The organism is Acinetobacter portensis (assembly GCF_010646905.1).
Taxonomy (GTDB): Bacteria; Pseudomonadota; Gammaproteobacteria; order Pseudomonadales; family Moraxellaceae; genus Acinetobacter; species Acinetobacter portensis.
This window is the reverse complement of the sequence record NZ_JAAARQ010000002.1, coordinates 364,068-390,368: the sequence shown is the minus strand read 5'-3', so window position 1 is coordinate 390,368 and position 26,301 is coordinate 364,068. Positions and strand designations below refer to the sequence as shown.

21 protein-coding genes and 8 tRNA genes are annotated in these 26,301 nt (G+C 34.7%); 21 read left to right on the top strand and 8 right to left on the bottom strand.

What is annotated here, in order from left to right:
• The first annotated feature begins 114 nt into the window (after positions 1-114).
• Both GTK57_RS01750 and GTK57_RS01745 read left to right on the top strand, forming a co-directional pair.
• Positions 115-4,947: a hybrid sensor histidine kinase/response regulator gene (locus GTK57_RS01750; RefSeq protein WP_163120979.1), complete on the top strand. Its 4,833-nt coding sequence runs from the start codon at positions 115-117 to the stop codon at positions 4,945-4,947.
• 4 nt (positions 4,948-4,951) lie between these two features.
• The gene (locus GTK57_RS01745) at positions 4,952-5,413 is read left to right on the top strand and encodes a hypothetical protein (RefSeq protein WP_152875761.1); all 462 of its coding nucleotides are present in this window, start codon (positions 4,952-4,954) and stop codon (positions 5,411-5,413) included.
• Positions 5,414-5,484: 71 nt separating this feature from the next.
• On the opposite strand, the gene dapE is transcribed toward GTK57_RS01745, so the two are convergent.
• From dapE to GTK57_RS01730, 3 genes are all read right to left on the bottom strand, one after another.
• On the bottom strand, positions 5,485-6,618 hold the full coding sequence (gene dapE, locus GTK57_RS01740) for a succinyl-diaminopimelate desuccinylase (protein ID WP_152875763.1): 1,134 nt from the start codon (positions 6,616-6,618) through the stop codon (positions 5,485-5,487).
• Between the two features lie 118 nt (positions 6,619-6,736).
• A complete protein-coding gene (locus tag GTK57_RS01735) occupies positions 6,737-6,886 on the bottom strand; it encodes an entericidin A/B family lipoprotein (protein WP_152875764.1) in 150 nt (49 codons plus the stop codon).
• A 121-nt stretch (positions 6,887-7,007) separates the two neighbouring features.
• The gene (locus tag GTK57_RS01730) at positions 7,008-7,862 is read right to left on the bottom strand and encodes a DUF1853 family protein (RefSeq protein ID WP_163120977.1); all 855 of its coding nucleotides are present in this window, start codon (positions 7,860-7,862) and stop codon (positions 7,008-7,010) included.
• A gap of 89 nt (positions 7,863-7,951) precedes the next feature.
• On the opposite strand from GTK57_RS01730, the gene GTK57_RS01725 reads away from it, so the two are divergent.
• From GTK57_RS01725 to GTK57_RS01675, 11 genes are all read left to right on the top strand, one after another.
• Positions 7,952-8,323 (top strand): YbaN family protein, encoded by a 372-nt coding sequence (locus GTK57_RS01725; RefSeq protein WP_163120975.1) that lies wholly within the window; start codon positions 7,952-7,954, stop codon positions 8,321-8,323.
• Between the two features lie 8 nt (positions 8,324-8,331).
• The gene (gene elsL / locus GTK57_RS01720; RefSeq protein WP_163120973.1) at positions 8,332-8,838 is read left to right on the top strand and encodes a cell wall-recycling L,D-carboxypeptidase ElsL; all 507 of its coding nucleotides are present in this window, start codon (positions 8,332-8,334) and stop codon (positions 8,836-8,838) included.
• A gap of 234 nt (positions 8,839-9,072) precedes the next feature.
• Positions 9,073-9,148: transfer RNA gene (locus GTK57_RS01715), tRNA-Val, on the top strand.
• Positions 9,149-9,178: 30 nt separating this feature from the next.
• Positions 9,179-9,255 (top strand) — tRNA-Asp (locus tag GTK57_RS01710).
• A gap of 50 nt (positions 9,256-9,305) precedes the next feature.
• Positions 9,306-9,382: transfer RNA gene (locus GTK57_RS01705), tRNA-Asp, on the top strand.
• 21 nt (positions 9,383-9,403) lie between these two features.
• A tRNA-Val gene (locus GTK57_RS01700) sits at positions 9,404-9,479 on the top strand.
• Between the two features lie 13 nt (positions 9,480-9,492).
• A tRNA-Asp gene (locus GTK57_RS01695) sits at positions 9,493-9,569 on the top strand.
• Between the two features lie 30 nt (positions 9,570-9,599).
• A tRNA-Val gene (locus tag GTK57_RS01690) sits at positions 9,600-9,675 on the top strand.
• A 47-nt stretch (positions 9,676-9,722) separates the two neighbouring features.
• Positions 9,723-9,799, top strand: a tRNA-Asp gene (locus GTK57_RS01685).
• 86 nt (positions 9,800-9,885) lie between these two features.
• Positions 9,886-9,961: transfer RNA gene (locus GTK57_RS01680), tRNA-Val, on the top strand.
• A gap of 62 nt (positions 9,962-10,023) precedes the next feature.
• Positions 10,024-10,482, top strand: a complete 459-nt coding sequence (locus GTK57_RS01675) for a DUF2750 domain-containing protein (RefSeq protein WP_163120971.1) — start codon at positions 10,024-10,026, stop codon at positions 10,480-10,482.
• A 16-nt stretch (positions 10,483-10,498) separates the two neighbouring features.
• On the opposite strand, the gene GTK57_RS01670 is transcribed toward GTK57_RS01675, so the two are convergent.
• The 4 genes from GTK57_RS01670 to yccS all read right to left on the bottom strand — a co-directional run bounded on the left by GTK57_RS01670 (position 10,499) and on the right by yccS (position 17,080).
• Entirely contained in the window at positions 10,499-11,278 is a 780-nt protein-coding gene (locus GTK57_RS01670; RefSeq protein ID WP_163120969.1) for a YdcF family protein, read from the bottom strand.
• Between the two features lie 109 nt (positions 11,279-11,387).
• A complete protein-coding gene (locus GTK57_RS01665) occupies positions 11,388-14,105 on the bottom strand; it encodes a PepSY domain-containing protein (RefSeq protein ID WP_163120968.1) in 2,718 nt (905 codons plus the stop codon).
• Positions 14,106-14,260: 155 nt separating this feature from the next.
• Complete coding sequence (locus tag GTK57_RS01660) at positions 14,261-14,821, bottom strand: YcxB family protein (RefSeq protein WP_152875775.1); 561 nt, start codon at positions 14,819-14,821, stop codon at positions 14,261-14,263.
• A gap of 84 nt (positions 14,822-14,905) precedes the next feature.
• The gene (yccS, locus tag GTK57_RS01655) at positions 14,906-17,080 is read right to left on the bottom strand and encodes a YccS family putative transporter (RefSeq protein ID WP_163120967.1); all 2,175 of its coding nucleotides are present in this window, start codon (positions 17,078-17,080) and stop codon (positions 14,906-14,908) included.
• Between the two features lie 672 nt (positions 17,081-17,752).
• Between yccS and GTK57_RS01650 the strand changes: the two genes are divergently transcribed.
• The 5 genes from GTK57_RS01650 to GTK57_RS01630 all read left to right on the top strand — a co-directional run bounded on the left by GTK57_RS01650 (position 17,753) and on the right by GTK57_RS01630 (position 23,182).
• Entirely contained in the window at positions 17,753-19,012 is a 1,260-nt protein-coding gene (locus GTK57_RS01650; protein WP_152875778.1) for a DcaP family trimeric outer membrane transporter, read from the top strand.
• Positions 19,013-19,258: 246 nt separating this feature from the next.
• Positions 19,259-20,734 carry an alanine/glycine:cation symporter family protein gene (locus GTK57_RS01645; RefSeq protein ID WP_163120966.1) on the top strand — a complete coding sequence of 492 codons (1,476 nt, stop codon included), beginning with the start codon at positions 19,259-19,261 and terminating at the stop codon, positions 20,732-20,734.
• Positions 20,735-20,908: 174 nt separating this feature from the next.
• Positions 20,909-21,880: a patatin-like phospholipase family protein gene (locus GTK57_RS01640; protein WP_163120965.1), complete on the top strand. Its 972-nt coding sequence runs from the start codon at positions 20,909-20,911 to the stop codon at positions 21,878-21,880.
• A 283-nt stretch (positions 21,881-22,163) separates the two neighbouring features.
• Positions 22,164-22,355, top strand: coding sequence for a hypothetical protein (locus GTK57_RS01635; RefSeq protein ID WP_152875783.1), 192 nt, complete (start codon positions 22,164-22,166; stop codon positions 22,353-22,355).
• 308 nt (positions 22,356-22,663) lie between these two features.
• The gene (locus GTK57_RS01630; protein WP_152875784.1) at positions 22,664-23,182 is read left to right on the top strand and encodes an acyl-CoA thioesterase; all 519 of its coding nucleotides are present in this window, start codon (positions 22,664-22,666) and stop codon (positions 23,180-23,182) included.
• A 262-nt stretch (positions 23,183-23,444) separates the two neighbouring features.
• On the opposite strand, the gene GTK57_RS14555 is transcribed toward GTK57_RS01630, so the two are convergent.
• The gene (locus GTK57_RS14555) at positions 23,445-23,618 is read right to left on the bottom strand and encodes a hypothetical protein (protein WP_171500297.1); all 174 of its coding nucleotides are present in this window, start codon (positions 23,616-23,618) and stop codon (positions 23,445-23,447) included.
• A 417-nt stretch (positions 23,619-24,035) separates the two neighbouring features.
• On the opposite strand from GTK57_RS14555, the gene GTK57_RS01625 reads away from it, so the two are divergent.
• From GTK57_RS01625 to GTK57_RS01615, 3 genes are all read left to right on the top strand, one after another.
• Positions 24,036-25,031 carry a CobW family GTP-binding protein gene (locus GTK57_RS01625; protein ID WP_163120964.1) on the top strand — a complete coding sequence of 332 codons (996 nt, stop codon included), beginning with the start codon at positions 24,036-24,038 and terminating at the stop codon, positions 25,029-25,031.
• A gap of 72 nt (positions 25,032-25,103) precedes the next feature.
• Entirely contained in the window at positions 25,104-25,634 is a 531-nt protein-coding gene (locus GTK57_RS01620; RefSeq protein ID WP_152875786.1) for a YaeQ family protein, read from the top strand.
• 203 nt (positions 25,635-25,837) lie between these two features.
• Positions 25,838-26,176: an FKBP-type peptidyl-prolyl cis-trans isomerase gene (locus GTK57_RS01615; RefSeq protein WP_163120963.1), complete on the top strand. Its 339-nt coding sequence runs from the start codon at positions 25,838-25,840 to the stop codon at positions 26,174-26,176.
• Positions 26,177-26,301: the final 125 nt, after the last annotated feature.

Here is a 26,301-nt window from a genome sequence, read left to right as displayed (position 1 = left end):
GTACATCTATTCAGAGATGAGTATTTATGCTGTAAGTATTTTTAGAGTACAGCATGATCACGACAGATTCAGTTTAAGTGCCTTTCGGTGCGGATAACGTAAGAAGCCTTAGCTATGAAAGAAATATTAAAAAATTTAGTTGAATCGACAACGCTTCCTGAAGATAGCTATCTTGAGCAAGATCAAGAAATTTTAGAAATTTTTGTTGAAGAAATTGAAGAAATCTTCGAAGAGCTCGATCCATTACTTGCTTCGTGGTTGGAAAATCCAACAGAACAGGAATTGTTAAAGACCATACGTCGCCATTTCCATACTTTAAAAGGTTCTGGACGTATGGTGGGTGCGCGTTCGGCTGGTGAAATTGCATGGGTTGTTGAAGATCTTTTAAATCGTGTTTTAGCAGGTGCGGTTCAAACAGATAAAAAAGTAGAGCAGTTTGTTGCGACCGTTTATCACATTTATAAATACAAACTTTATCCGCTCTTTAAAAATGTACAGCCGACACAAATAGATTTAAGACCTTTGGTTCTGATGGGGCAAAGTTTACAGCAACAAGAAAGTCTTGAACCTGCACTTGAAGAATTATTGCAATTAGCATCAACCGTAAATTCAGAAGATGATTTAACTGGATTAGAAATTGTTATTGATAATGCAGTTGTTGATGGCTTAGAGATTGAAAACTTTGAGGTGATTGAGCCATTCGTTGAACATGTAGACGTAAATGAAACGATAGAGCCTATTTATTTTGCTGAAGACGTTAAAGATATTGAGCAGAATGAAAACATTAATTTAAGTGAAATTTCAACAGAAAAAGACACTGAAGAAAGTGCATTGTTGGCAGAAACAATTGACATTTTCATTGAAGAGGCTGAAGAACATCTTATTGTTATTCATGAGTTTTTAAGCAATGAAAATATTGCCGAAAAAGATTATAACAATCTAATTCGCGCATTGCATACATTACGTGGTAGCTCAACCATGGTAAATTTAGACCATGTATTTGATGCGAGTACCAAAATAGAACATCTGTTTAAAACCTTGGTAGACGATGGTTTAGACGTTAGCTATCAAGAAATGTCTGCATTACTGAAATACTCAGACTTTATTCAAGATTATTTAGAAGAACTTAGCCAATCATCGAGTGAAAAATTACAGTCAATTTACGACAATTTTGTGCAAGATTGGAATCAATTCGAGTTTGTAGAAAGATCAAATGAAATTGTAGAAAGTACACAGGGTATTGTGACTCGATTGATGGATTTGAATATCGATCGATTATTAGATGCAGAATTCGAATTTGATCAATTGGCGAGTGATGAAAATTATTTACGTGAGTTAAGTCATCAAGCGCAATTATTGGTCGATGGAACGCAAGTTAAAGCTGCGGAAAGTATTCATCATCTCACGCAAGAGCTGAAAACGGCTTATGATGCACTTTTAGATAAACCACAATTATTACATTCAGATTATGCGTACGATGTATTTAATACAGTACATCAAAAACTGATTTATTTATTCGATCATCTAGCTTCAAGTCAGCGCGTAAGTTTGTCTGAAGATGATTTATCTGCGTTACAGAATTTATCTGTATTTGTTCAGCAAGATATTGAAAATATTCCAGTTAAAACAAATGAAATTCAGCAAAATCCAGCACTTGACTTAAATCAATCTTCTATTGGTTTAATTGATTCTGCTCCTGAAATTTTGGCTTTTGAACAGCCAGAGCTTCAAGTTGAAAAGTCAGAAGAAATTCATTTTGATTTCAATCAATTAAATTTTAATGTTGAACCTTTAGCTGTTGAGAAAACTGAAGAAACGACTGTTTTAAATGATTCAGTTTTAGATCTTCAAGTATCTGAACCAAGCTCAGCTTTAAATTTAGCGCAGTTATCTCAGCGTATTGCATCTGATCGATTAGCTGTAGATTCAGAACTCACCAATAGAGACTTCGATTTAGATTTACTTGATATTTTCCTTGAAGAAGCCGATGAACTTTTAAGCTCTATTGATGAAGAAGTCGATACTTGGTCTAAAGATCACGAGAATAAAACATCTTTAACTAATTTAATGCGTTATTTGCATACCTTAAAAGGTGGCGCAAATATGATTTCTGCAAAAAATATTGGCTTAATAACGCATAACTTAGAAAGTATTTATGAGCGTTTAATCAATAAACAGTTTGAAGCATCACCTGCGTTAATGAGTGTTATTCGTTTGGTACAAGATGATGTTTCAGATCGTATTCAAGCAATTCGCGATGAAACGATTGATTATCCTGCAACAGAAACAGTCAATATTCTTCAAAATATTGTCGCGATTACACAAGGTCAAGAGATTGTCAGCACGGAAAGTGTTGCTGAAACAATGACAACAATTGATCTTGAACCTATTCAATCGCTTCAAGATAGTGTTGAAACTGCAATTGATCATTCTATTTCAATTGAAAAAGATACCATTGAAAGTCATGAAGTCGCATTCGAAACAACCGAAAAATTATCTTTCGATGTAGATGAAACACTAGAGCCAGTTGAAGAATTTAAAGCACAAAGCTTGGTGGATGAATCTGAAATTTCTGATGGCTTTGTAAAAACTGAAACACATTCTGAAGAGCAAAGTCTGCATGAAATTGCAGAGGAGTCTTTCTTTGAAGAAGCAGAAGAGCTATTAGAAACGACTGAAAGCTTAATCCAACAATGGATTGATAACAGAAGTAGTCGTAGTATTTTACTTCAATTACAACGTGCCGCGCATAGCTTAAAAGGTGGCGCACGTATGATTGAGGTAGAGCCTGTTGCTGCAATTGCATATCAACTTGAAAATACATTCGAACAGTTTGCATTCCATCAATTTAACTCAAATGCTTATGACAATTTATTATTCACAACGGTTGCATGGTTAAAGCAAGCAATCTTTAAGCGTGATTACAGTAATTTTGATGGTCTAAACGCAAGTTTAGCTGCAATAGAATATGTAGATGTCACCGTACAACTTCCTGAAAGTGTTGCACAATTAGATGTTATTGATACTGTAGCGACCTTTGAATTTGTTCAAGGTGATGGTACAGAACCACCTGCAATGTTGGGTGAGTGGAATGATGTTAATCAAGACGACAACAGTAATGAGATGATTCGTATCTCGGCAGATCTTGTCGAGAAAATGATTGATTTATCTGGTGAAAACTCGATTAACCGTTCACGTGTTGAAATGGAACTTAGCCAATTTAACGGTACTTTGTACGAGATGGAACAAGCGATTCAGCGTTTAGCTGATCAGTTGCGTCGAATGGAAGGTGAGCTTGAATCACAAATTATTGCAAAACATGGTAATGAAAATTCACGTTATGCAGACTTTGACCCATTGGAGATGGATCAATATTCATCTTTAAACCAATTGTCAAAATCGCTTGCCGAATCAACATCCGATTTGGTCGATTTCAAAAATACGTTGGCAGATAAAATTCGTGGTGCGGAAGGTCTGCTATTACAACAATCACGTATTCAATCTGAAATTCAAGAAAGTTTGATGCGGACACGTTTGGTACCATTTTCACGTTTATTGCCACGTCTACAGCGTATTGTGCGTCAAACAGCATCTTCATTGAACCGTCCAACAGAGCTTGTCGTTCATAATACAGAGGGTGAGCTAGACCGTACTACGCTTGAACGGTTAGTGACGCCATTTGAACATATGCTTCGTAACGCAATTGACCATGGTATTGAAGATCCTGAAGTTCGATTGGCTGCGAAAAAACCTGAAGTTGGTTTAATTGAGTTAAATATTAGTCGTCAGGGTACAGATGTAATTGTAACGTTTAGCGATGATGGTAAAGGTATTGATGCTCAAGTCATTAAAGAAAAAGCATTAAAATTGGGCTTGATTACGCCGGATCAAGATCTCGATCAACAAGAAATATTGCAATTTATTTTCCATCCTGGTTTTAGTACTGCGAAAGAAGTGACGCAAATTTCAGGGCGTGGAGTTGGTCTAGATATTGTACAAAGTGGTATTAAAGCATTGGGTGGTCACGTTACGGTAACTTCGACACTCGGTAAAGGAACAGCATTTAGTATTCGCGTACCAACAACAGTTGCAGTTAGTGATGCATTGATGGTGAAGGCGGGCGATCAACAATTTGCATTACCATTGGCACAAATTGTACGTATTGTACGTATTGCACCTGAAACACTAGAAGCATACTTCAATAGTAAAGATGACTATTTTAAAATTGATAATGAAAGTTATAAATTACGTTATATTTCAGAATTTATTAGCAATCAGCCTGTACCACGCCTGAACAATGTTGGACACTCATTACCTGTTATTCTCATTAAAGGCAGTGCTGGTCAAACCATTGGATTATTGGTCGATCAACTTGTGGGTTCACGTAGTCAAATTGTGGTAAAACCAATTGGTCAGCAATTCTCTAAAGTGGATGCAATTGCGGGTGCAACCATTATGGGGGATGGTCATGTCTGTCTTATTTTAGATAGTCAAGGTATCGCACGACAAGTTCAAGCAACTAAGCGTCAATTAGTAAGCTCTAAACAACGTGAAATTCAACGTAATAATGCACGTCAATTAGTGATGATTGTCGATGACTCAGTGACTGTACGCAAGGTAACAACCCGTTTGTTAGAGCGTCAAGGTTACGATGTTGTCACAGCAAAAGATGGTGTAGATGCTGTTGAGCAACTGGAAAATGTGAAACCAGATCTTATGCTGCTAGATATTGAAATGCCACGTATGGATGGTTTTGAGGTAACAAGCCATGTGCGCCATCATGATCTTCATCAAGACTTGCCAATTATTATGATTACTTCACGTACAGGTGAAAAACATCGTGAACGTGCATTTAGCTTAGGTGTATCCAACTATATGGGTAAACCGTTCCAAGAAGCAGAGTTACTTGAGAACATTGAAACTTTATTGGCAGTAAAACAGGGATGATTAAATGAGTCAAAATTTAGTAAGTTCATCGCTGATTGATCAAATTAGTCAGCAAGAGTTACATCATTTAATTACGGTATCGACAGGTTTTATCGATGCATATATTGTTGAATGTCATCATAAAGCACCAATGCTTATCCCTCAGAATATTGTACTGTCAGCACTTGATAGCCCAACAAAAGTGAAAACAGTCGATTGGCATGAATTGAATTTGCCTGTTTTTTCTGTGTGTGATCCAAATAAAATACTAGGTGTGGCTTTGGTCATTGAAGGCGATGATGTCGATCAACGCTTTGCCTTAATGTGTAATGAAATGCCCGAAACAATTCGTTTGCGTATTTCTGAAATTGTAGATGATGAGCGTGAAAATACCGATGCAACTATTTTCCAATATGTGAAAATGGGTGAAATGGACTATCACATTCCTCATTTGGGGAATATTCAAAGTTCACTTGGAATTAAATAAGCAACATCTTTAAAAGTAAAAAAGGAACTCAATAGAGTTCCTTTTTTTTAATTAAATTTTTATTGTCTAAATTAAGCCAAAAGATTTTCTAAAATTTGTTCATAAATTTCAGAAAGTGGCTCTAAATCATCGACATTTACATGTTCGTTAATTTGGTGAATGGTTGCATTCAATACGCCTAATTCAAGCACCTGTGCGCCTGTAGGTGCAATAAAACGACCATCTGATGTGCCACCGCTTGTAGAAAGTTCGGTCTCAACACCTGTCACATTTAAAATCGCACTTTTCGCAGCATTAACAAGTTCACCGACAGGGGTTAGGAACGGTAAACCTGAAAGTGTCCAAGAAATATCATATTCAACATTATGACGATCTAAAATTTCTAAAGTACGCGCTTTAAGTTCTTCAGCTGTTACTTCAGTTGAATAACGGAAATTAAATAAAGTATTTAATGTGCCAGGAACAACATTGGTCGCGCCTGTGCCTGAATTAATATTTGAAATTTGGAATGTAGTTGCAGGGAAGTATTCGTTACCGTTATCCCAAACAGTTTCACATAATTCAGCAATTGCTTTAGATACTGTATGAATAGGGTTCACTGCAAGGTGTGGATAGGCAACATGACCTTGTTTGCCTTTCACCGTTAAATTTGCATTTAAAGAACCACGACGACCATTTTTAACAATATCGCCTAATTTATTTGTGCTTGATGGTTCACCCACTAAACACCATGTCATTTTTTCATTACGTGCTTCTAAGGTTTCAATAACTTTAACTGTGCCGTTAATTGACGGACCTTCTTCATCAGAAGTAATTAAGAATGCAATAGAACCTTTATGATTCGGGTGTTTTTTGATGAAACGTTCAGAAGCAATCACCATTGCTGCTAATGCAGTTTTCATATCTGCACTGCCACGGCCATATAACTTACCATCACGAATTTCAGGCGCAAATGGATCTGAATTCCAAGCATCTAAGCTACCTGTTGGTACAACATCTGTATGGCCTGCAAAACAAAATACAGGAGATTCTGTGCCTTTACGCGCCCAAAGGTTATCTACATCATCAAAACGCATGTTTTCAATATTGAAACCAATTTTTTCTAAGCGTTTTGCCATAATATCTTGGCAAGTATGATCAATAGGGGTCACCGAAGGTTGGCGCAATAATTGTAAGCTAAGCTCAAGAGTTTCAGACTGAGTCATACCAATAAAAACACATCAAAAAAGTCAGCCTATAATAGGCGAAACTGAAACATAAGGGGAGTTTTTAGATATAAAAAAACCCTATCAACGATAGGGCTCTGTCGTCATATATAGTAAATTATTTTCTACTGATGCTATCTGATGTTTTTTCCGCAGTGTTCGTTACAACGCTTCCGGCTTTAGAAACGTCTTTACCCACACCCTTTACGGTATTACAACCAGTTAATACAAATGCAAGTGCGATTGAAGCTGCAATAATTTTTTTCATAATGTGTTCCATACCTTTAGGTTAAATTTTTATTACCTTTTTAGATTAAAAAATAAACTAAAAAGTAGTGTTGATATTTTATGGTTGTTTGGTAAGCAAATGTAGCTGATAAATTCAGCATTTAAGGTGTTAATAAATGAGTATTTCTATACATATAATGGTGTTGGTTTTTACGTTGAAAATATAAACCATCTGTCCACCAGCGCGCAGTTTCACTGGTTTTCTGTAAATCTGGACAAATCCATTCTTGACGGCTTAAACGATAAAACTCTTCAGATGGAGGCAAGATAGTCGTTCCCCAAGTGCCTAATCGTCTAGCAGGATTAATCCATGCTGGGTGCATTTCATTTAAATGGTATTTAGGTAAAAATAATTGACCTTTCATGACTGCAAATTTATGTGAAATTTCTTGTTCTAATACATGACTAAATTGAAATTGTTTTTGTGTGAAATGATTTAATTTACGTGCAAAAGTATCACTTCTATTTAAGCCATACCAAAAGGGAAGCGAAAAATCTTTTTCTGCTAAATAGTATTTAAGTGCAACTTCCCAATGTTCAATGCGGTTTTCTTTATTATTGAATATAAGGAAATCGAGTTCACCAACAGTTTTTGGTCCATCTATAATTTGAATACTATGTTCTATTAATTTGTAATAATGATATTTGTCATCTAGTAACCAAAACCAAAAGAACATTTCAAAACGTAAGCCTAAACGTGTACTTTTTAATTTAGATAGAAAAATATCGAGTTCTGTACTGTCTAAATCGAGCTGCTCTAAGCGACTTTCATAGTTTTTATAGTGTTCTTGCCAATGTTCATTTGTATGTAAATTAAAGGAATGAGCAATACTGAGCTCTGATGGAATACTCGATAAAATATTAGGACTTGCAATTGCAAATGCAAGTTGACGAACAATAGGTTTTTTATATTTTAGCCAAGGTTCTACGAAAAAAGATGTTTGAGCGTATGGCATTTAAAATCCAAGCTAAAAAGTGCAGAAATGCAACGGATAATCATTTAAAACCACTTATACTACAAAAATGAGATACGCAGGAAAAATCTATGAGAACGTTGTTTTGGCGAAGTTTGGTGATCATCTTCGTAATACTTGGCTTTATAGGGGCATTATTACCCGGTATGCCAACAACAGTGTTTCTTATCTTGGCTGCATGGGCAGCATCTAAGGGGTGGCCACAAATGGATGCTTGGTTATTGAATCATCCTAAATATGGTCCTACATTAAAGGCATGGCGTGCAAATGGCACAGTTCCAAGAAAAGCCAAATGGTTTGCCAGTATTATGATGCTAATTAGTGGGGTGCTGATGTTACTAACAACTGCGCCTCTTGCTGTTAAACTTTTCACAGATGTTACTATGTTAATTGTCGCAATTTGGCTGTGGTTAAGACCAGAACCAACAACTCAGGGGAATTAGGGATCATTATGAAATACGCTTTAGAACAAGCAGACATTTTAATAGATTTAGAAGAACAAACTTTATATGTGCCAAAACATAATAAATATTATGTCATCTCAAGTGGCTTGAACGGTATTGGTGAAAAAGAAAACTCGGGGAAAACACCAAGAGGATGGCATGAAATTGCTTTAAAAGTAGGTGAGAATGCTCTTCAGAATACAGTTTTCATTGCTCGAAAAGAAACAGGTGAAATTTATAACCATGATTTAGTAGAAGCATTTCCAAAAAGAGATTGGATATTGTCACGCATTCTTTGGTTAAGTGGCTTGGAAGATGGATTTAATTTAGGTGCGGGGTGTGACACTTTTAATCGTTATATCTATATACATGGAACACCAGACACAGAACCAATGGGTATTCCAAAGTCACATGGCTGTATTCGAATGCGAAATTTAGATGTTATTGAGTTATTTGACTTAATTCCTGAACGTGCACTGGTATATATCTCTGAAAAAAAATTGCTGAATATTTAAAAAAAATAAAAAAATGATGCTGATTTTTACTTTTTTATTAAAAAAGTTACGGATGAAAATGTGAAAACAAGTATTAATTTCTACAAATAATTGAAGAATCTGTTTGTTTTTGAATCGAATAACCTATTTTTTAATCACTCGAGCTGAAAATATGGAAAACAGTTAGAAAAGCGTTTGACACTCCGTCAGGATTCTCTATAATGCACCTCATCAAGCGATGAAGTCGATTTGAAAGGGCGCTTAGCTCAGTTGGTAGAGCGTCTGCCTTACAAGCAGAATGTCGGCGGTTCGATCCCGTCAGCGCCCACCAAGCTTCTTTCAAAGTTAAGATACTTATAGTGCAGCGGTAGTTCAGTTGGTTAGAATATCGGCCTGTCACGCCGAGGGTCGCGGGTTCGAGTCCCGTCCGCTGCGCCACTTTAGTTCTTAATACATTGTTTGTACTTTAATAGCGATATTATGTAAGTGCAGCGGTAGTTCAGTTGGTTAGAATATCGGCCTGTCACGCCGAGGGTCGCGGGTTCGAGTCCCGTCCGCTGCGCCATTTACGTAATAGACCTTTTAAGGGCGCTTAGCTCAGTTGGTAGAGCGTCTGCCTTACAAGCAGAATGTCGGCGGTTCGATCCCGTCAGCGCCCACCAGATTTTTTGTGATGCAGCGGTAGTTCAGTTGGTTAGAATATCGGCCTGTCACGCCGAGGGTCGCGGGTTCGAGTCCCGTCCGCTGCGCCATCCTAAAATCGAAATGTTAGACCCTAATAAGGGCGCTTAGCTCAGTTGGTAGAGCGTCTGCCTTACAAGCAGAATGTCGGCGGTTCGATCCCGTCAGCGCCCACCATCTTTTATTTATTTAAAAGATAAATACTTAGAAATAAGTATAGCGATGCAGCGGTAGTTCAGTTGGTTAGAATATCGGCCTGTCACGCCGAGGGTCGCGGGTTCGAGTCCCGTCCGCTGCGCCATTTTTCATTCCCTGAAGTGAAAAATGTAATTCAAGCAAGTTTTATGACTTGTGTCATAGAAACAACTTTGTTGTTTTTATTCTTCAGGGCGCTTAGCTCAGTTGGTAGAGCGTCTGCCTTACAAGCAGAATGTCGGCGGTTCGATCCCGTCAGCGCCCACCATATATTTGAATTTAATTAAAAATAAACATATTATAAAAACAAATTCAATAATTATATTTATCATGAAAAATCCATATTATCGAAAAGCCAACTCTCAAAGCCTATCCAATCTTAGTATTAAAGACCATTATAAAAATTTTCTAGATACGATTATTACTCAAGGTTTTTTAATAGGCTTATATCACGAAGGGTGGGCTCTGTGTGCAACACATACAGGGCAACAGAGCTTAGCTATTTGGAGTCATAAGAATTTAGCTAGCTTGCTTATAAAAGGTGATTGGGTAAATTATAAAATTCAGAAAGTTTCATTAAGTATATTTATTGAAAAAATCATTCCATATTTAAAAGAAGCTAAATATATTCTTTCGCTGAATTTATCCCCAGAAGGTCAAAATATTCAGCTAAGTCCTGAAAAAATGTTATTAGATTTAAAATCTATCCTATATAAACTTCATACGGATAGACCAGATTTATATGAAAAATTAGAATTACCTTTACCGCGTAATATTCGTATTCATTAAATTATTCTTCAAAAAGTTAATATTCATTTAATATCCAGCCACTTAAAAATGCAAAGTATTCACGTAGCCACGAATTATATCGAATATTGAATGGTGTGGTCGCACTGAGCATATAGGGGTTTTGATAGCCTACTTTTTTTGCAATTTTCGATGCACGAATTGTATGGAAGTCACTTGTAACAATTGCAATCGGGTGCTGTAGTGATATTTCATGCTCTTTTAATCGTTTTTGACTATTGATTAAGTTTAATTCAGTGCTCGTACTTTCTTTTTCTAGAATCATTCTATTGAGCGATATTTGGTATTCTGTATTTAAATAATTTGCCATCACTTGTGCTTCAGATAAAACTTGACCGTAATCGATGCCACCGCTTAATACCATAAGCGTTTGGGTCTGTTGTTTAGCAAGCATTGCTGCAGCATCTAATCTTGCTTGTAATGCTGGAGATGGTTTGCCTTGTTCAGTTCCGCTACCTAGTACAATAATTGCAGATACGGGTGTTTGAATTGAGTTAGGACCCAGATTTATTTTTAAATAACTAAAAAATACCACTACGCTGATAAACCAAATAATTCCTGCTGTGATCCCAATTTTCCAAATGGCAAAAAGTTTAGGTTTTTGTTTTAGAAAATGATGAACTTTTGCTTGAAAAATAAGATAGAAACCAACTGTAATCCCTATTAAAAATGGAAGTATTGTTCCAAGATGGAGTTTTCCAAGTGAAAAAAGATAAATGCCATCTACAATAAAAATTAAACTGAGTATCCATAAAAGTACAGAAATTGTTTTTGACATATTAAATTGAGAAATTATCAATTATTGTTTAAATCAGTGTAATAAAAAACCGAGTACGAATACTCGGTTTTTGTTATTTAATTATGTAAGTGTGTGGATAAGCTTGGCTTTAATAAACATCACGTCTATAGCGGCCATCTTGGCGAAGTTGATCAACTGTAGTTTCACCTAAAATATGAACAAGTGTGCTATCAATATCTGTTGCCATGCCATTAATGCTGCCACAGACGTAAATTACAGCACCTTCATCGATCCATTTTTTCAGCTCATCTGCATTTTCAGCAAGTTTATGATGAACGTAAATTTTTTCAGCTTGGTCTCTTGAAAAGGCAAGATCTAAACGTTGAAGCATGCCCATATTTTTCCAAGCCTCAATGGTTTCTTGGAAGAAATAGTCATGCTGAATTTGACGCTCACCAAAAATAAGCCAATTCTGTGAATAATCTTGGCGCACACGTGTGTGGAGAATGCTCATTAAACCTGCAATACCAGTACCATTACCAATACAAATAATTGGTCGGTTATCATCAATAAGATGGAAAGATTCATTGGTACGAATGCGTAAATCAAGGGTTGTATTCAAGTTTGCATACTGAGTTAACCAACCAGAACCAAGTCCCAATTGTCCTAGTGTATTGGACTGTTGGCGTACAACTAATCGTAAAACTTGTTGAGAGGGAATACTTGCAATTGAATATTCACGCGCAGGTAAGTCTACGAGTTGTTCTAATAGGTGATCTAAATTGGCAAATGGCTCTATTTCACTTGTTAGGTCTTTATATAACAGAGCCTGTTCAATTCTAATGCCTGAAGAATCTACTTTTGTATTTTCAATTATTTGATGTTTAAGCATAAATTGATGAATTCTGCCAGGACTATTACCTGGTTGAATTTCAGCAATATCACCTGCTTGCCAAGTTGCATCATGAGATGGAACAAGTTCAATGCTATATGCAGGTGCACCTAAACTATTTTCATTTAATAAAATACGATTTTTTAATGTCCATTGATCGAATGTTTTATCAATTGAAACATGGTGTAAATCGAGATTTGTTGCTTTTGCAAGAGAAGCATTCCATTTCTGAATGTACTCTTTGTTCGCATTATCAACCTCAATTACGTCAAAAAATGCATGAGCTTTATTGTTTTTTAGCCATGCATCAATTGCATGCCCAAAACTACAATATGTTTCAGCATACTCTTTCGACCCAAGTGCAAGTACCGCATAATTTAAGTGGTTTAAATCGGCAGATACATTTAAGACTTTTTTTGCAAAGCCAGAAGCTAGATCGGGTGCTTCACCTGTGCCATAAGTACTTGCAATAAATAAAACTTGATCTGTATTTTGTAAATCTTGTAGTGAAATTTGCTGTGCAGATTTTACAGTTACAGGTTGATGTGCTTCTTGTAAGCTTGTTGCTGTGCTCCATGCAAGTTGTTCTGAAACACCCGTTTGTGAAGCGTACACAATAAGCCAAGGTTTTGCATTTGGATCTACGATAAAACCTGTTTGTGAGTTACGTGCAGCAAGGGTTAATTTCTTTTGCTTACGACGTTTTAAATACAGCATCCATCCTGTAACGAAGAACAGAGGCATTAATAACGCAGCAACCATTGCAAAGAATTGATAAACAGGGCCGAAGAAACTACCACGGTGAACAGGTAGCATACTGCTCATAATTTTTTCATTTAACTTTTTGTCTTCATAGATTTCGATATCTTTAATTTCAGAGGTTTTATAGTTAAATGTTGCTTTGTTACGAGCACGTTCATGTTGTGGAACAGCATCTACAAAACTGATCTCCATTTCACCATTTGGCTTTTTAGGAATATTCAGTGTGAGGGTAGAGTAGTCGCGACCAATTTGGCTGTTAAAACCTGTCCAAGCTTGTGTTAAAGCAATATTAATTTGTTCAGGATTTAAGCCTTTACGATCTCTATTATTCTTTTTAGATTCATCATTATGACCAGATCGAGTTTGCAAATTTACTTGACTATCATCACGACGAGATTGAGCTTCAGTATTTTGTTCTCGATTAGAGCGATTAGCCTCAGAGCGCGCTTCACCATTTCCTTCTTTGTGTTCACCTTGATTTTGTGGATTGTTGCCACGACCTTCAGGACGAGGTTGATTTGCTTGCATTTCAGGTTGTGGACGTTCAACACCAAGCACTTTAAACATGCCGTTGCGCCACCAATCATATGACCAATACAAACCAGTGCATGCAAGTAATAGGTAGAAAATAATAACCCAAGTTCCTACAACTGCATGTAAATCCCAAAGGAAATTACGACCTTTAAGTTTTGGTTTTACAGCAAACCATTGTTTTAATGAATGCTTCTTTGGCCAACGTAAATAAAGACCACTCAGAACAAAGAAAATTAATATCAGGGTACATGCACCAGTAATTTGTTTACCAACAGGGCCAACTGTTAAATTACGGTGTAATTGCTGAATAAACTGAAAGAACTGCTGACCTTTTATTTCAGGTAGTTGTTGTGCATTGTAGGGATTAATTAAAATATTTTGACCACGACGAGCACCTTCTTTTTCAATATTTACTGTTGATGATGCAGTAGGGTCTTTGGCAACAGTAATACTATTTATTTTTATTTCTGCATTTTCTTTATTGAAATGTTGGTAAATTTCAGCAGGAGTAAGTTTAGGTGTATTTTGAACTTGAACCACATAACTGTCTTGGTTAATCAGTTTTAGAATTTGCTGTTCATATGAGTAAATAGCACCAGTGACTCCCATTAAAGAAAGGATAAGACCTGCTGTAATCCCCAGAAACCAATGAATTTGGAAAAATGTTTTTTTTAACATGAGCGAAAGGAGTGGTTGAATGTTTGGTGATTATTATATATGAACAAATTGAAGATAAAATGGATTTTAAATAATAATTATTATCATTAGCATCAATGATATGAATAATAAAAAAACCTCCTAAAGGAGGTTTTTTTATTCAGTAAACTAAAACATTAAATGTTTTTAGCATCACCGACAGATTCTTTTAAATGCGTACGAATCGTTTTAAATGAGAAGTTTTTAGAATCTAGGCGTTTAGGAAGAATATATGCACCTTGTTGATCTTTTACTTTGAAGTTAAGTAAAAGAAAATCTGGTGTGTTATACCATTCATAAATATCTTTCCAAGCAACAGCACCAACGCCTTCTTGAACGCCCATTTTTTGACGCATTACGATACCGTGAGGCTGAACGCCTAAACGGATACCTGTAGTTGCTTGAACAGGAAATTCATTCATTTTGCGTTTAACGTACCATTCTAAACCGAATCGACGAGCTAAGTAATAAGCAACGACACTGACAAGAGCAACCCAACAAAAAATTGTTGAATAATTTTTCAGTAGAACGATACCTAAAATAGAAAGTAAGGCAACAACACCCATGATAGCCCAAGCTTTCATGCCAATTTTATTGGTGCTACGCCAAATCGTTAGTTGAGCATGACGCTGCTCAGCTTCAGAAATTTCGTAGTTCACAGGTTGTAGCGTATAAGCGTATAAGTTTTTCGCGGTCATAGTGAAATTAACAAATTTAGAACTGTAAAAAGTGTAGCATTAATTGAATCATTTCAGGAGTATATTGTTGCAAATTCACCCTATTTATAAAGATGCTAATTCGGTTGAATTTTCATCTCTATCATGACTCAAGCTTTGCTTTAGGCGACTAAGTTGATTCAATATACTCATCATCAAAGATAATTGCTGTAAAATAATGAGAGATTTTTGGTCTTCATCTGTATTTGCCGTTAAACGTTGACGAATTTTTTGTAGCATATTTTGAGCACTTAAATCAGGGACTTCATCACGAAGAACTGCACCATTAATATCATTCAGAGCTTTATCTAGCAATGCTAAAATCTCAGGATCTTCAATTTTTTCTCGATGTGCACCTAAAGCAGCAATATAACTCAGGAAAGTGTGGTTCAAGCATAGAAATTCAAAGGCAAGTGATTTTTGGTTTGGATCGAAATCGGGTTCAGTTGCTAGCGTAGAAATTAGAGAAGCAACATCGGCATCTGTATTATGCGCAGCGCGACGAACAACACGATAATTCAAACCATTATTTCGACCTGTTTTATATTGCTCAATAATTTCTGCTAAATAATTGCATTGTGCATTGAGTGAGCGAGAAATGTTACGTGGTAATCGTCTAAATTTCCAATCTGGGAAGATATAAGTCACACCTAACCAAGCCAAAGCACAGCCAATAAGTGTATCCATCATACGAGGTAATGCTGCTGTGAAACCTAATCCGTCTAAATTAAAATTAATTAATGCAAGAATGGTGATAAATGCTGTTGCTTGAGCATATTGTTTGCTGCGTAAGTCAAAGAATAAAACCCCACTAATGATTAATAAAAGAAGTTGACCTTCTACAGATGGGATAAAATATAAAATGCCATAGCCAATAATAATGCCTATCAACGTGCCAATAACCCTTAAACGTAAACGACGTTTTGTTGCATTAAAGTTAGGCTGAACGACGAATAGGGCTGTAAGCAGAACCCAATATCCATATTGAATGTCGGTAAGCTGTACAAAAATATATGACACTAAGAGTACAAGAGAGAGTCGAATTGCATGGCGGAAGAGTACAGATTCAGGTGTTAGATTCTGTTTAATACGCACCACAATATCAGCCCAACCTTTTAAATCATCATCTTTGAGTTGGTTTTCAATATGTTTAGATTTATCGAGTGATATTGTACGTTCTGTTTCAAGGTTTTTGAGTTGAGCATCAATTGATTTTAAATTTTGATACAGGGAGTAAAGCGCATTTACCCAAATTTGATCAAAAGAATCATCTTTTTTTAATTTTTCAAGAGAGTATTTTAGGTTTTGAAATGCATGCTTAAAGCGACGATTATGATTGTAAACTTCACGTTTCATTATACTTTGACTTAAGTCTTTACATGCTTTTCCTTGTAAGGACAAAATGCGTTGAAAACGGAAAAGTACATCACTATGTTCGAAAATTTTTGCTAATTTTTGATAATCAATATGCGCAGAATCTGCACGCTCATGTATGTCTTGAGCAACAAAATAATATTGTAAGCTACGACGTGTATCTTTTTGTCCGCGGTCACCTTTTAAACGTGTGAGTAATGCGGTCTTCATTTGGTTGAATATTCCGACTAATTTTCCATTTTCCAATGAAAGATCAATCATGCTTTGTTGATAACTATCTGGTGTCATATCAACATCAAAAAGATTAGATTTTGCAAAAAGAAAATCACCTAGAGATGAATAACATAATGAAAGTTTATCTTGCACTTCACGCACAGGAAAAAGGAGGAAGCTAATAGTGGAAATAAGTCCATACCATGCCGCACCGATGACCAATAAAGAGGGTTGGATATACCAATCTTCAAAAAGGTGAACACCTAACATTGAATAGACAGAAACAACTAAACAACCATATGCAATAGTGGCGTATCTGCGACCTAATGAACCGAGTAAAATTAAACAAATACAAGAAATAATAAGACCACATGCAAATAAAATTGGATGTGGAAAAAGCAACTGAATAGATGTTGCTGTAATAAAGAAACCTAAATAGGTAAAAAGTTGGTTTTGAATTCTGGCAGAAAATCGGTCGTCAATATCGCTAATACCTGCTGCAACAACACCTAAAGTTAAGGGAATAGTTGCAAGTTGATTTCCTATAAAATAGGGAAGAAACGCGGTTCCTGAGAATGCAATGATCATTCTGATGCTGTACATAAACGTCGTGTTATAAGTCGTTTGTTTTAGACGTGTAAGCCAATGTTTCAAAGCAAATCCTTTATTAGTTTTTGACTAGATCATTCGTGATGTATTTGTACGAAAGATGAATCTGAATAGAATGTTAAATCATACTATGAGCATATTAATTTTGTCTGTAATTTAAGATAGAAAATAGATATTTGATCTTATTTGGTTGAAGTTTTTTTAATGCTATTTGGGCTGGGAAGTTAAATTCATGTGATATTCATATAAAAAATATCACAATATTTAAGTGGATAATGTTGATATACCTATATTTATTATTGTTTTAATACTGTATTTTTATAATATATGTTATATATCAATCAAATAGCTTTATATTTTAAAAAGAAAGATAATACAAAAGTCTTATATTTTTTGATTTAATAAAAAATTAATCTACATTAAAAACAATAACTTATATTAAGATAATCCATTTTATCAATAATTAATAGTTACTTATTCTATAAAACTGATTTTAATCTTGGTAAGAACTTGTTACATTAAATCCATAATTCAATCTATGTCTTATTTTTGGATTGAGTTAATAACTAAATTACACGTGTTGTAATAATTACACTTTAAGCTTCTGTATGCAGATGTGTCTTCTATAGAGCTTTTGAGTTTTACGGTTATTAAGGAATATATAAATAACCTTAAAAGAAAAAGTCACGGACGCAAATTTTAATTTTGGAGAATTTTATGAGTCAATTGCTTACTACTAAGTTTGTAGCAAAAAGCTTAGCGGCAACTGTATCTGTTTTAATGTTAAGCACGGTTGCAAATGCTGCAACAGCAGAACAAGCACAAATTAAGCAACTTCGTCAGGAAGTGGAAACATTAAAAACACTGATTCAACAACAACAACAAGTGCAATTACAGCAAGCTTCTCAAATTGAGCAAGTAAAAGCTGCACCAGCACAATCAGGTTTTGCTGGTTTAAAATCTAAAGCTGGCGCAAATGTAAATATTTACGGTTTTGTTCGTGCTGATGCTCAATATAAAATTGAGGGTGCTGATGGCATTTTTAGTTCGATTGATAAAGCTGATCTTACTAATTCTAAAGCAAATGAAGATCGTTTTTACGCAACTGCAAGAACAACGCGTTTAGGTTTAGACTTTAAAGCACCTGTGGAAGGTGCGGATGTTGGTGGTAAAATCGAAGTAGATTTTGGTAGTGGCTCAGGTGATGGGGCATTACGTATGCGTCATGCTTATTTAACATATAACAATTGGTTAGTAGGTCAAACAACATCTAACTTCTTGTCTGGTGCAACAGTACCTGAAATGATTGATTTTAGTTCACCACTAGGTATAGGTACAAAACGTACACCAATGGTTCGTTATGCTGACAAAATCAATGCAAATACATCTTATGCAGTGTCTTTAGAAAAAGGTGCTGATGTAAACCGTTTACCTGCAGCAACAGCAAAAGTTGATTACAAATTCAACAAAGGTGTTGTGAATGCACGTGCTTTAGTGCAAGAAGTACGTAATCGTACATCTTTAGAAACAAGTGCTGCTTATGATGATAAGAAAGTAGGTTGGGGCTTAGCAGTTGGTGCAAATGTAAAACCAGTTGATGGTTTATCTCTAAACGTAGATTACTCGCATGTGAAGGGTGATAATTTCTATTTAGGTTATACAAGCTCTAATACTGCATATGTAGTAGATGGTAACGATATTGATTTATCAGAATTTGATGCAGTAACTGTAGGTGCAACTTATCAGTTTACTCCTAAAGTGCGTAGTACTTTAGGTTATGGTGCTATTTTCTATGATAAAGAATCTGTAAAAGTTGATGCAAATAAAAAGCTACAACAAGCTTGGTTAAATGTACTTTATAGCCCAGTTAAACCATTAAGTTTTGGTGCTGAATATGTTTATGGTAAGCGTGATACTGTAGACAACAAAACAGGTAAAGAAAATCATGTTGGCTTCATGGCTAAATACGATTTCTAATTTAAACATTAAAGTTTAAATTTAAAAAACAGGAGCAATATGCTCCTGTTTTTTATTGTTTGTTTATTCTGTTATTTATTCTGTTATTTATTCTGTTATTTATTAGTAAATTGTAAAGTATAATTAAATAATTAATCATAAAAATGCATAATGCACTCACATTTATAGGGTGTGAATACGTTTTGAATAAAATATGTTCTCACTTTAATTAAAGAATTTCTAATTTTATAGCTTATAGGATTGCATATGGATGAGCATTTGAACGAACGCTTGTTGGCGTTGGTCAATACACTAAATACGCCACTTTGGGATTTTTTGGTGATCTTCCTTTTAGCTGTAGGTGTGTTTTACACACTTATTACAGGCGGAGTACAACTTCGTTTGTTTTTCCACAGTATTAAAGTAATGAAAGGAAGTCGTAAAGAAGGTAATGATGACCATGGGATTACCCCCTTTCAAGCCTTTGTCACTGGTTTAGCGAGTCGTGTTGGTGTAGGTAATGTTGCAGGTGTTGCAATTGCAATTGCGATTGGTGGTCCAGGTGCCGTATTTTGGATGTGGTTTACCGCTTTTTTAGGTATGAGTTCTGCATTTGTAGAATCATCTTTAGCACAGCTATTTAAAATTAGAGATAGAGAGAATCAGCAGTTTCGTGGTGGTCCTGCCTACTATATTACCCAAGGCTTAAAGCAAAAATGGTTAGGTGTTGTTTTTGCAATTACCTTAATCTCTACATACGGTTTTGTTTTTAATGCCGTGCAAGCCAATGCAATTGTGGGTGCAACTTCACATGCATGGGGATGGGATAAAGCAAATCCTATTATTGCATTAGGTGGTTTTAACTTTGAAATTTCTTGGGTCGGATTATTTTTAGTATTGCTTACGGCATTAATTATTTTTGGTGGTATTAAGCGTATTGCTAAAGTTGCTGAAAGTTTTGTTCCTATTATGGCAGTGCTTTATCTTGCTGTAGCCCTTTATATTGCCGTTACAAACTATTCAATTTTGCCAGATATATTCCATCTTATTTTTAGTAAAGCTTTTGAATTTGATGCAGCAGCGGGTGGTTTCTTTGGTGCAATGGTTTCAATGGCGATGATGCAAGGGATTAAACGTGGTTTATTCTCGAATGAAGCAGGTATGGGTTCTGCTCCTAATGCGGCAGCTGCATCGGATGTGAAGCATCCTGTAAATCAGGGTTTGGTACAAATGTTGGGTGTGTTTGTTGATACTTTCGTTGTGTGTACTTGTACAGCAATTATTATTCTAGTATCGGGTTTGTATCATGATGCTGGGTTTGAAGGTGTGACGCTGACGCAAATGGCATTGGAAAGTCAAATTGGATCTTGGGGTGGTGATTTCTTAGCGATTATTTTATTTATGTTCGCATTTTCATCTATTATTGGTAACTATGCTTATGCCGAAGGCAATATTCAATTTATCAATAACAATAAACAAGTGATGTTTGTGTTCCGAGTTTTTGTGTTGATCATGGTTTATTTTGGTGCTATTACAAGCGTTCCTTTAATTTGGTCGATGGCAGATTTATTTATGGGAAGTATGGCATGTATTAACTTGCTAGCTATTCTTTTACTAACGCCATTCTTACTGATGCTTTTGAAAGATTACCGAACACAATTGAAAAATGGTGTGAAAGAACCTGTATTTAATTTGGATGATCATCCTAAATTTAAAGACAAAGTAAAATCTGATATTTGGTAATATTGAATTAAATGATTAAAGAGCCTCTTTTATAGAGGCTTTTTTATTATTTTGAATAAAGAGAAGTATTAAGCTTCAAGTGAAATTTTTAACGAAAATTAACGTATACCACTTCAATTTATCCATGAATTAAATGTATGGTGTAAAGGGTAAATTAACTAGCTTTGTAGAATAATGTTGAAATCAAATTTTTTAATTTTAAGTTGTTTAAGTTTAATACTAGTTGGGTGTCAAAGTATGCCTCAATTAGAGTCTTATAAAAATAAACCACAACAGAGTTTAAGTTATTTACCTGATGCACAAGAATTACCAAATCAAGTTAACTTTCAGCAAATTGAAAAAAAAGAAAAAAAGCCAGTTATCGCCTTAGTTCTTGGAAGTGGTGGTGCACGTGGATATGCACATATTGGTGTAATTGAAATATTGGAAAAATATAATATTCATCCAGATTTTATTGTAGGTACGAGTGCAGGCAGTATTGTTGGAGCACTTTATGCAAGTGGTAAAAGTGCCGATGAATTAAAAGAAATTGCTTTAAGTTTAAAAGCGAATGATGTTCGTGATGTTAAGCTAGATATGAAAGGCTTTTTTGAAGGTAAGAAAGTTGAAGATTTTATTAACCAACAGGTAAATGATACACAACTACAAAAATTAAAAATTCCGATGTATGTGGTAGCAACAGAATTACAAGATGGTAAAAAAGTTGTTTTTAATTATGGCAATACAGGGCAGGCAGTAAGAGCATCTGTTGCTATACCTAGCATGTTTATTCCCACGAAAATTGGCACAGATGAATATGTGGATGGGGGGTTAGTTAGTCCTGTTCCTGTAAAGACTGCGAAAGATTTAGGAGCAGATATTGTCATTGCTGTGGATATTTTGGCACAGCCTACACACACAGAAACATCGAATATATGGGGCTTGTTTAATCAAAATATTAATATTATGCAAAAACATTTGGCACAAGAAGAACTTAAGTACGCAGATATTGTGATTCAACCAGATTTGCGGGAAAAAGTGCATATATTTGATGTAAGTGGACGTGAAGAAACGATGAGTGTAGGTAGGGAGGCTACAATGAATAAAGTACTAGAGTTAAATCAAATCATTGAAAAGGCGAAGTATTCTTTTGTGAAAGAACAATAAAAAGGATTTTAAAAAAATTAAATGAAAACATAAAGACCTACATTTATTAGGTCTTTATTTCTATTAATAAAATTTAAAAATAAATAATAGATGAAATAAAGTACTGAAAATACTCCTTTAATTATTTTAATTAATATGTTTTTTCTATAAGTGTATTTTTTAAATTTCATATAAATTAATTAATTCAACAGTTTATATTTAACGTTTGTTATATTTAGTGGTGTTTTTTTTATAAGTAAAATTCAGTTTTTAGTTTTATAGATGATAAATAATAGGGTGTTGAATGTATAAAGTTAGGTTGGGTGCTAAAGTGACAATGGCAGCCATTGAAAATATTGAATTTGAAGTTGTGAAGCAAAATGTAGATGGTTCATTTGAAATAGAAGCAGTTTTAGATGCGAATCAAGTTCTTAAGTATGAGAATATTGCCAAAGAGATGTTAAAAGTATCAACACGACCACAAAAAAATAAATAGCAATGACGCTGAAAAGTAGAAGTACTTTGCAGAAATTAGGAGATAATGAACATTGCATTGTTTATTTTTGTATATAGCTAATTATGATATTTATAAGATATCTTTTAGGTTGGAATATTAAAAAATAGTAAAAACAATCAATTAGAATGGGCTTTAATGGTATTAGATATACATTTTTATGAATGATACCCTAATCATTATAAATAATAATGATGAGTTTTTTGTCGATTTAAACGCTCAATATTGTGAAAAAGCGATATAATATTATTCACATATCTTATTGTCTTTAAAAGAGTCTAGAGTCCGTAATGTCCCCATTAGATCAAATTGCCCCAATTTTAGAAGACCAGTCTGAGTTAACAATGTCTGTATTAATGACTCCAGATATGGCGAATTTTTCAGGTAATGTTCATGGTGGAACAATTTTAAAATTACTAGATCAAGTGGCTTATGCTTGTGCAAGCCGCTATTCTGGAAGTTATGTTGTTACGCTTTCTGTAGATAAAGTAACTTTTAAAGAACCAATTCATGTTGGTGAAATGGTGACTTTTCTTGCAAGTGTGAACCATGTAGGTCGTACTTCTATGGAAATTGGTATTCGTGTTGAAGCACAGAATATTCAAAAGCGCACAATTCGCCATACAAATAGCTGCTACTTTACAATGGTTGCTGTAGATGAGAATGGTAAGCCAAAAAATATTCCTGCATTAAATTTAGATAATGATTGGAAGCGTTGTCGTTTTGAATCTGCGGAACATCGCAAAGTAGCGCGTTTACAAGAAGGTCATCATCCCTCTTGCAGTATTTATAAAAAATCTAAAAAATGATGTGTTGTTAATTGAATTAATTAGGAAAAAGATCTCAGATGAGGTCTTTTTTTTCGTCATATGATTTTTATTGAGTCATCTAAAAAAGCTTATGGATCACTTTGGGCTATTTAAAGATAAATAATGATCTAGCCAATACTTTTTTCTTTATATCTAAGATAAAAAATAGCTGAAAAGCAGTGCAATTCAGCTATTTAGATAGATTTGAGTAATACAAAAAGGTGGAGATATTACTCAAATTTATTTGTTATGCTCAATAAAATTATTGAGCAGCGGCTTCAGAAGTCGCAACTTCAGAAGCAGGTGCATTTGTTGCTTGATCTTGAGCAGCGGCAGCTTCAGTATTTTGAACAGGAGTTTGTTCAGCAGAAGCAGCAAAAGTAGTAGCAGCTGCAGCAGCGATAGAAGTAGCAAGTAAAATTTGAGCAAGTTTCATTTTGGTAACCTTATTAATTAAATTTCATATAAATATAAAAATCGATATCTACCATCACATAGATATTGAGTTCGATCATGCTAAGTGCTGAACGTATTTTGGGCAATGAAAGCAACAAAGTGAAACATTGCTATTAACGTAGAAAATACATAAGTCATATAAGTGTGATTTTTATGTTAATAGTGGATTAAAAGATCCATATAATTTGTATGGAAATATGTCATGGTGCTTATTATTTAATCTTTTCAGTAAAATTAATTGTACATAACTTCTGCGTGAATCAAAAAACAGTCATCTACTAATGTAATTTTTTATTGCTACAGACTTATTTGTGTATCTCAATCATCTTCTTTTAGTCTTGAACTCTGTCTTTTTCTTGGTAGCATGAGTAGATACACATTGAACGGTGAGTTTCTTTTGAAATTTATTGCGCCAACAAAAGCGATTCCAACACATATTATTTCTGGTTTTTTGGGGGCTGGTAAAACAACCTTATTACAGCATTTTTTAAGTCAAAAGCCTGAGGATGAAATTTGGGCAGTATTGATGAATGAGTTTGGTCAAATTGGAATTGATCAACAACTTATGCCTCAAACAGATGGTTTTGCTGTTCAAGAATTATTAGGTGGTTGTTTGTGTTGTAGTAGTCAGTTGCCTATGCAAATTGCTTTGTCACGGTTGATTTCAGAAAATAAAGTAGATCGACTTTTTATTGAGCCTACAGGGTTGGGGCATCCTGCACAATTATTAGAACAACTTACAGAGCCACATTGGTTACAGCATTTAAGTATGCGTAGTTTAATTACCGTAGTTGATGGTTCACGTTTAAGTGATACAGATTGGTCGCAACAAAATTTATATCAAGATCAACTAAAAGCAGCGCAAGTTGTTGTGATCTCTCATCAAGATCAAATGTCTGATACAGACATTCTTGCTTTAGAAAAATTGAAAAAAGAATATGACGCTTATCAACAGAAATGGATTTTAATTTCGCAAGGTAAATTATCTATTCAAGATGTTGATCAAATTTATACAGGCACAAAACGCTTAATACAACCATTGTTAAAAATTCAACAAAATTTAGCTCAGGATGAAAAGCCTATCATTAAACAGTTACCTTATCATTATGTTGAAAGCGCTCAAGGTTATAGCGTTGCAGGATGGAAGTTGTCAAAAAGTTGGAGCTTTAATTTTTATGATGTGCTTGATTTATTATGTGAACAAAAAGATTGGCTAAGAATTAAAGCGGTGTTTCATACCAATGAAGGTTGGAAATCTTTTAATTTCAACCCTAATCAATTTAATTATCAATCTGCTCAGGAAGGAATTGATAATCGCATTGAAATTATTTATCAAAATGAACGTGAATGGTTAAGTTTTGAAGATGCATTATTTCACTGCAAAATAGATTAGTTCAACGGTAAATCTTCTCTGCAAAAAAAGTTGAAATCTTATATGCTAAGCGCCAAATTTGAGGAAATTTTCATGGCGCTTAAAGCAACAATTTATAAAGCAGATTTAAATATTGCCAATATGGATGTTCATCAATATGGTGACTATCAATTTACAATGGCATTACACCCATCTGAAACGATTGAACGTTTAATGGTGCGTATTTTGGCGTATGCGCGCTATGCAGATGAAGCTTTAGAATTTACCAAAGATTTGTTTGAAACAGATGAGCCTGCATTGTGGGAAAAAGATTTAACAGGTCAGCTCACAAAATGGATTGAAGTGGGCAGTCCAGATGAAGATAAAGTAAAAAAAGCCAGTGCACGTTGCAAACAAGTTGCTGTAATTACGTATGGTTCATCTGTAGATGAATGGTATAAGCGCAATAGTAAATTGAAAACATTGAAAAATGTAGAAATTTGGCAACTTTCAACAGCAACAACAGAAGCTATTCAAGCTTTATGCGAACGTACCATGCAGTTGCAATTGAATGTGATGGATGGTGAATGGACGCTTATTGGTGACAATGCTCAAGCTGTCATTGAGTGGACTCAATTACAATAAGTTAGTCTAATTGATTGAAAAAAAGGAAGATGCTATACGTGATGTTAGCATCTTTTTTTATGTCAAATTGTTTGAATAATAAAAGCTAGATTCATGGATTGAGAAAATATGCATAAGTTCTAAAGATGTAAAACTTCAAATTTTTAGTCCAATCCCGTTTATACTATAAGTTGAAATATTGGTATGTTTATAGGTGAAATACTGTGTCAGCAGAATTAGAAATCATTGAGTTAAAAGTGGGTGAAGGTAAAGAAGCAGTTAAAGGTGCTTTAATCACAACACATTACACGGGTTGGTTAGAAGATGGTACAAAGTTCGATTCTTCTATCGATCGTGGTAACTACTTTGAAACTGTGATTGGCACAGGTCGAGTAATTAAAGGTTGGGATCAGGGCATTATGGGTATGAAAGTGGGCGGTAAACGTAAACTTATCGTTCCATCACATTTAGCTTATGGTTCACGTAAAATGGGAAATATTATTCCTGCAAATTCAAATCTCATTTTTGAAATTGAATTGTTCGATGTGAAAACACGCGATTAATTTATATTCTTTGAATAAGGCAATGTGAGTTGCCTTATTCAATATAAAAAATAATTAAAATTAAAATTTTTAACATTTAATAAAAATAAAGTGAATTATATCTAATTTATGTGCCATATTTTTTT

What these genes read in the sequence shown, in the direction of transcription:
- GTK57_RS01750 (WP_163120979.1), top strand. Translation starts at nt 115, where the DNA reads ATGAAAGAAATATTAAAAAATTTAGTTGAATCGACAACGCTTCCTGAA.
- GTK57_RS01745 (WP_152875761.1), top strand. Translation starts at nt 4,952, where the DNA reads ATGAGTCAAAATTTAGTAAGTTCATCGCTGATTGATCAAATTAGTCAG.
- dapE (WP_152875763.1), bottom strand. Translation starts at nt 6,618, where the DNA reads ATGACTCAGTCTGAAACTCTTGAGCTTAGCTTACAATTATTGCGCCAA.
- GTK57_RS01735 (WP_152875764.1), bottom strand. Translation starts at nt 6,886, where the DNA reads ATGAAAAAAATTATTGCAGCTTCAATCGCACTTGCATTTGTATTAACT.
- GTK57_RS01730 (WP_163120977.1), bottom strand. Translation starts at nt 7,862, where the DNA reads ATGCCATACGCTCAAACATCTTTTTTCGTAGAACCTTGGCTAAAATAT.
- GTK57_RS01725 (WP_163120975.1), top strand. Translation starts at nt 7,952, where the DNA reads ATGAGAACGTTGTTTTGGCGAAGTTTGGTGATCATCTTCGTAATACTT.
- elsL (WP_163120973.1), top strand. Translation starts at nt 8,332, where the DNA reads ATGAAATACGCTTTAGAACAAGCAGACATTTTAATAGATTTAGAAGAA.
- GTK57_RS01675 (WP_163120971.1), top strand. Translation starts at nt 10,024, where the DNA reads ATGAAAAATCCATATTATCGAAAAGCCAACTCTCAAAGCCTATCCAAT.
- GTK57_RS01670 (WP_163120969.1), bottom strand. Translation starts at nt 11,278, where the DNA reads ATGTCAAAAACAATTTCTGTACTTTTATGGATACTCAGTTTAATTTTT.
- GTK57_RS01665 (WP_163120968.1), bottom strand. Translation starts at nt 14,105, where the DNA reads ATGTTAAAAAAAACATTTTTCCAAATTCATTGGTTTCTGGGGATTACA.
- GTK57_RS01660 (WP_152875775.1), bottom strand. Translation starts at nt 14,821, where the DNA reads ATGACCGCGAAAAACTTATACGCTTATACGCTACAACCTGTGAACTAC.
- GTK57_RS01650 (WP_152875778.1), top strand. Translation starts at nt 17,753, where the DNA reads ATGAGTCAATTGCTTACTACTAAGTTTGTAGCAAAAAGCTTAGCGGCA.
- GTK57_RS01645 (WP_163120966.1), top strand. Translation starts at nt 19,259, where the DNA reads ATGGATGAGCATTTGAACGAACGCTTGTTGGCGTTGGTCAATACACTA.
- GTK57_RS01640 (WP_163120965.1), top strand. Translation starts at nt 20,909, where the DNA reads ATGTTGAAATCAAATTTTTTAATTTTAAGTTGTTTAAGTTTAATACTA.
- GTK57_RS01635 (WP_152875783.1), top strand. Translation starts at nt 22,164, where the DNA reads ATGTATAAAGTTAGGTTGGGTGCTAAAGTGACAATGGCAGCCATTGAA.
- GTK57_RS01630 (WP_152875784.1), top strand. Translation starts at nt 22,664, where the DNA reads ATGTCCCCATTAGATCAAATTGCCCCAATTTTAGAAGACCAGTCTGAG.
- GTK57_RS14555 (WP_171500297.1), bottom strand. Translation starts at nt 23,618, where the DNA reads ATGAAACTTGCTCAAATTTTACTTGCTACTTCTATCGCTGCTGCAGCT.
- GTK57_RS01620 (WP_152875786.1), top strand. Translation starts at nt 25,104, where the DNA reads ATGGCGCTTAAAGCAACAATTTATAAAGCAGATTTAAATATTGCCAAT.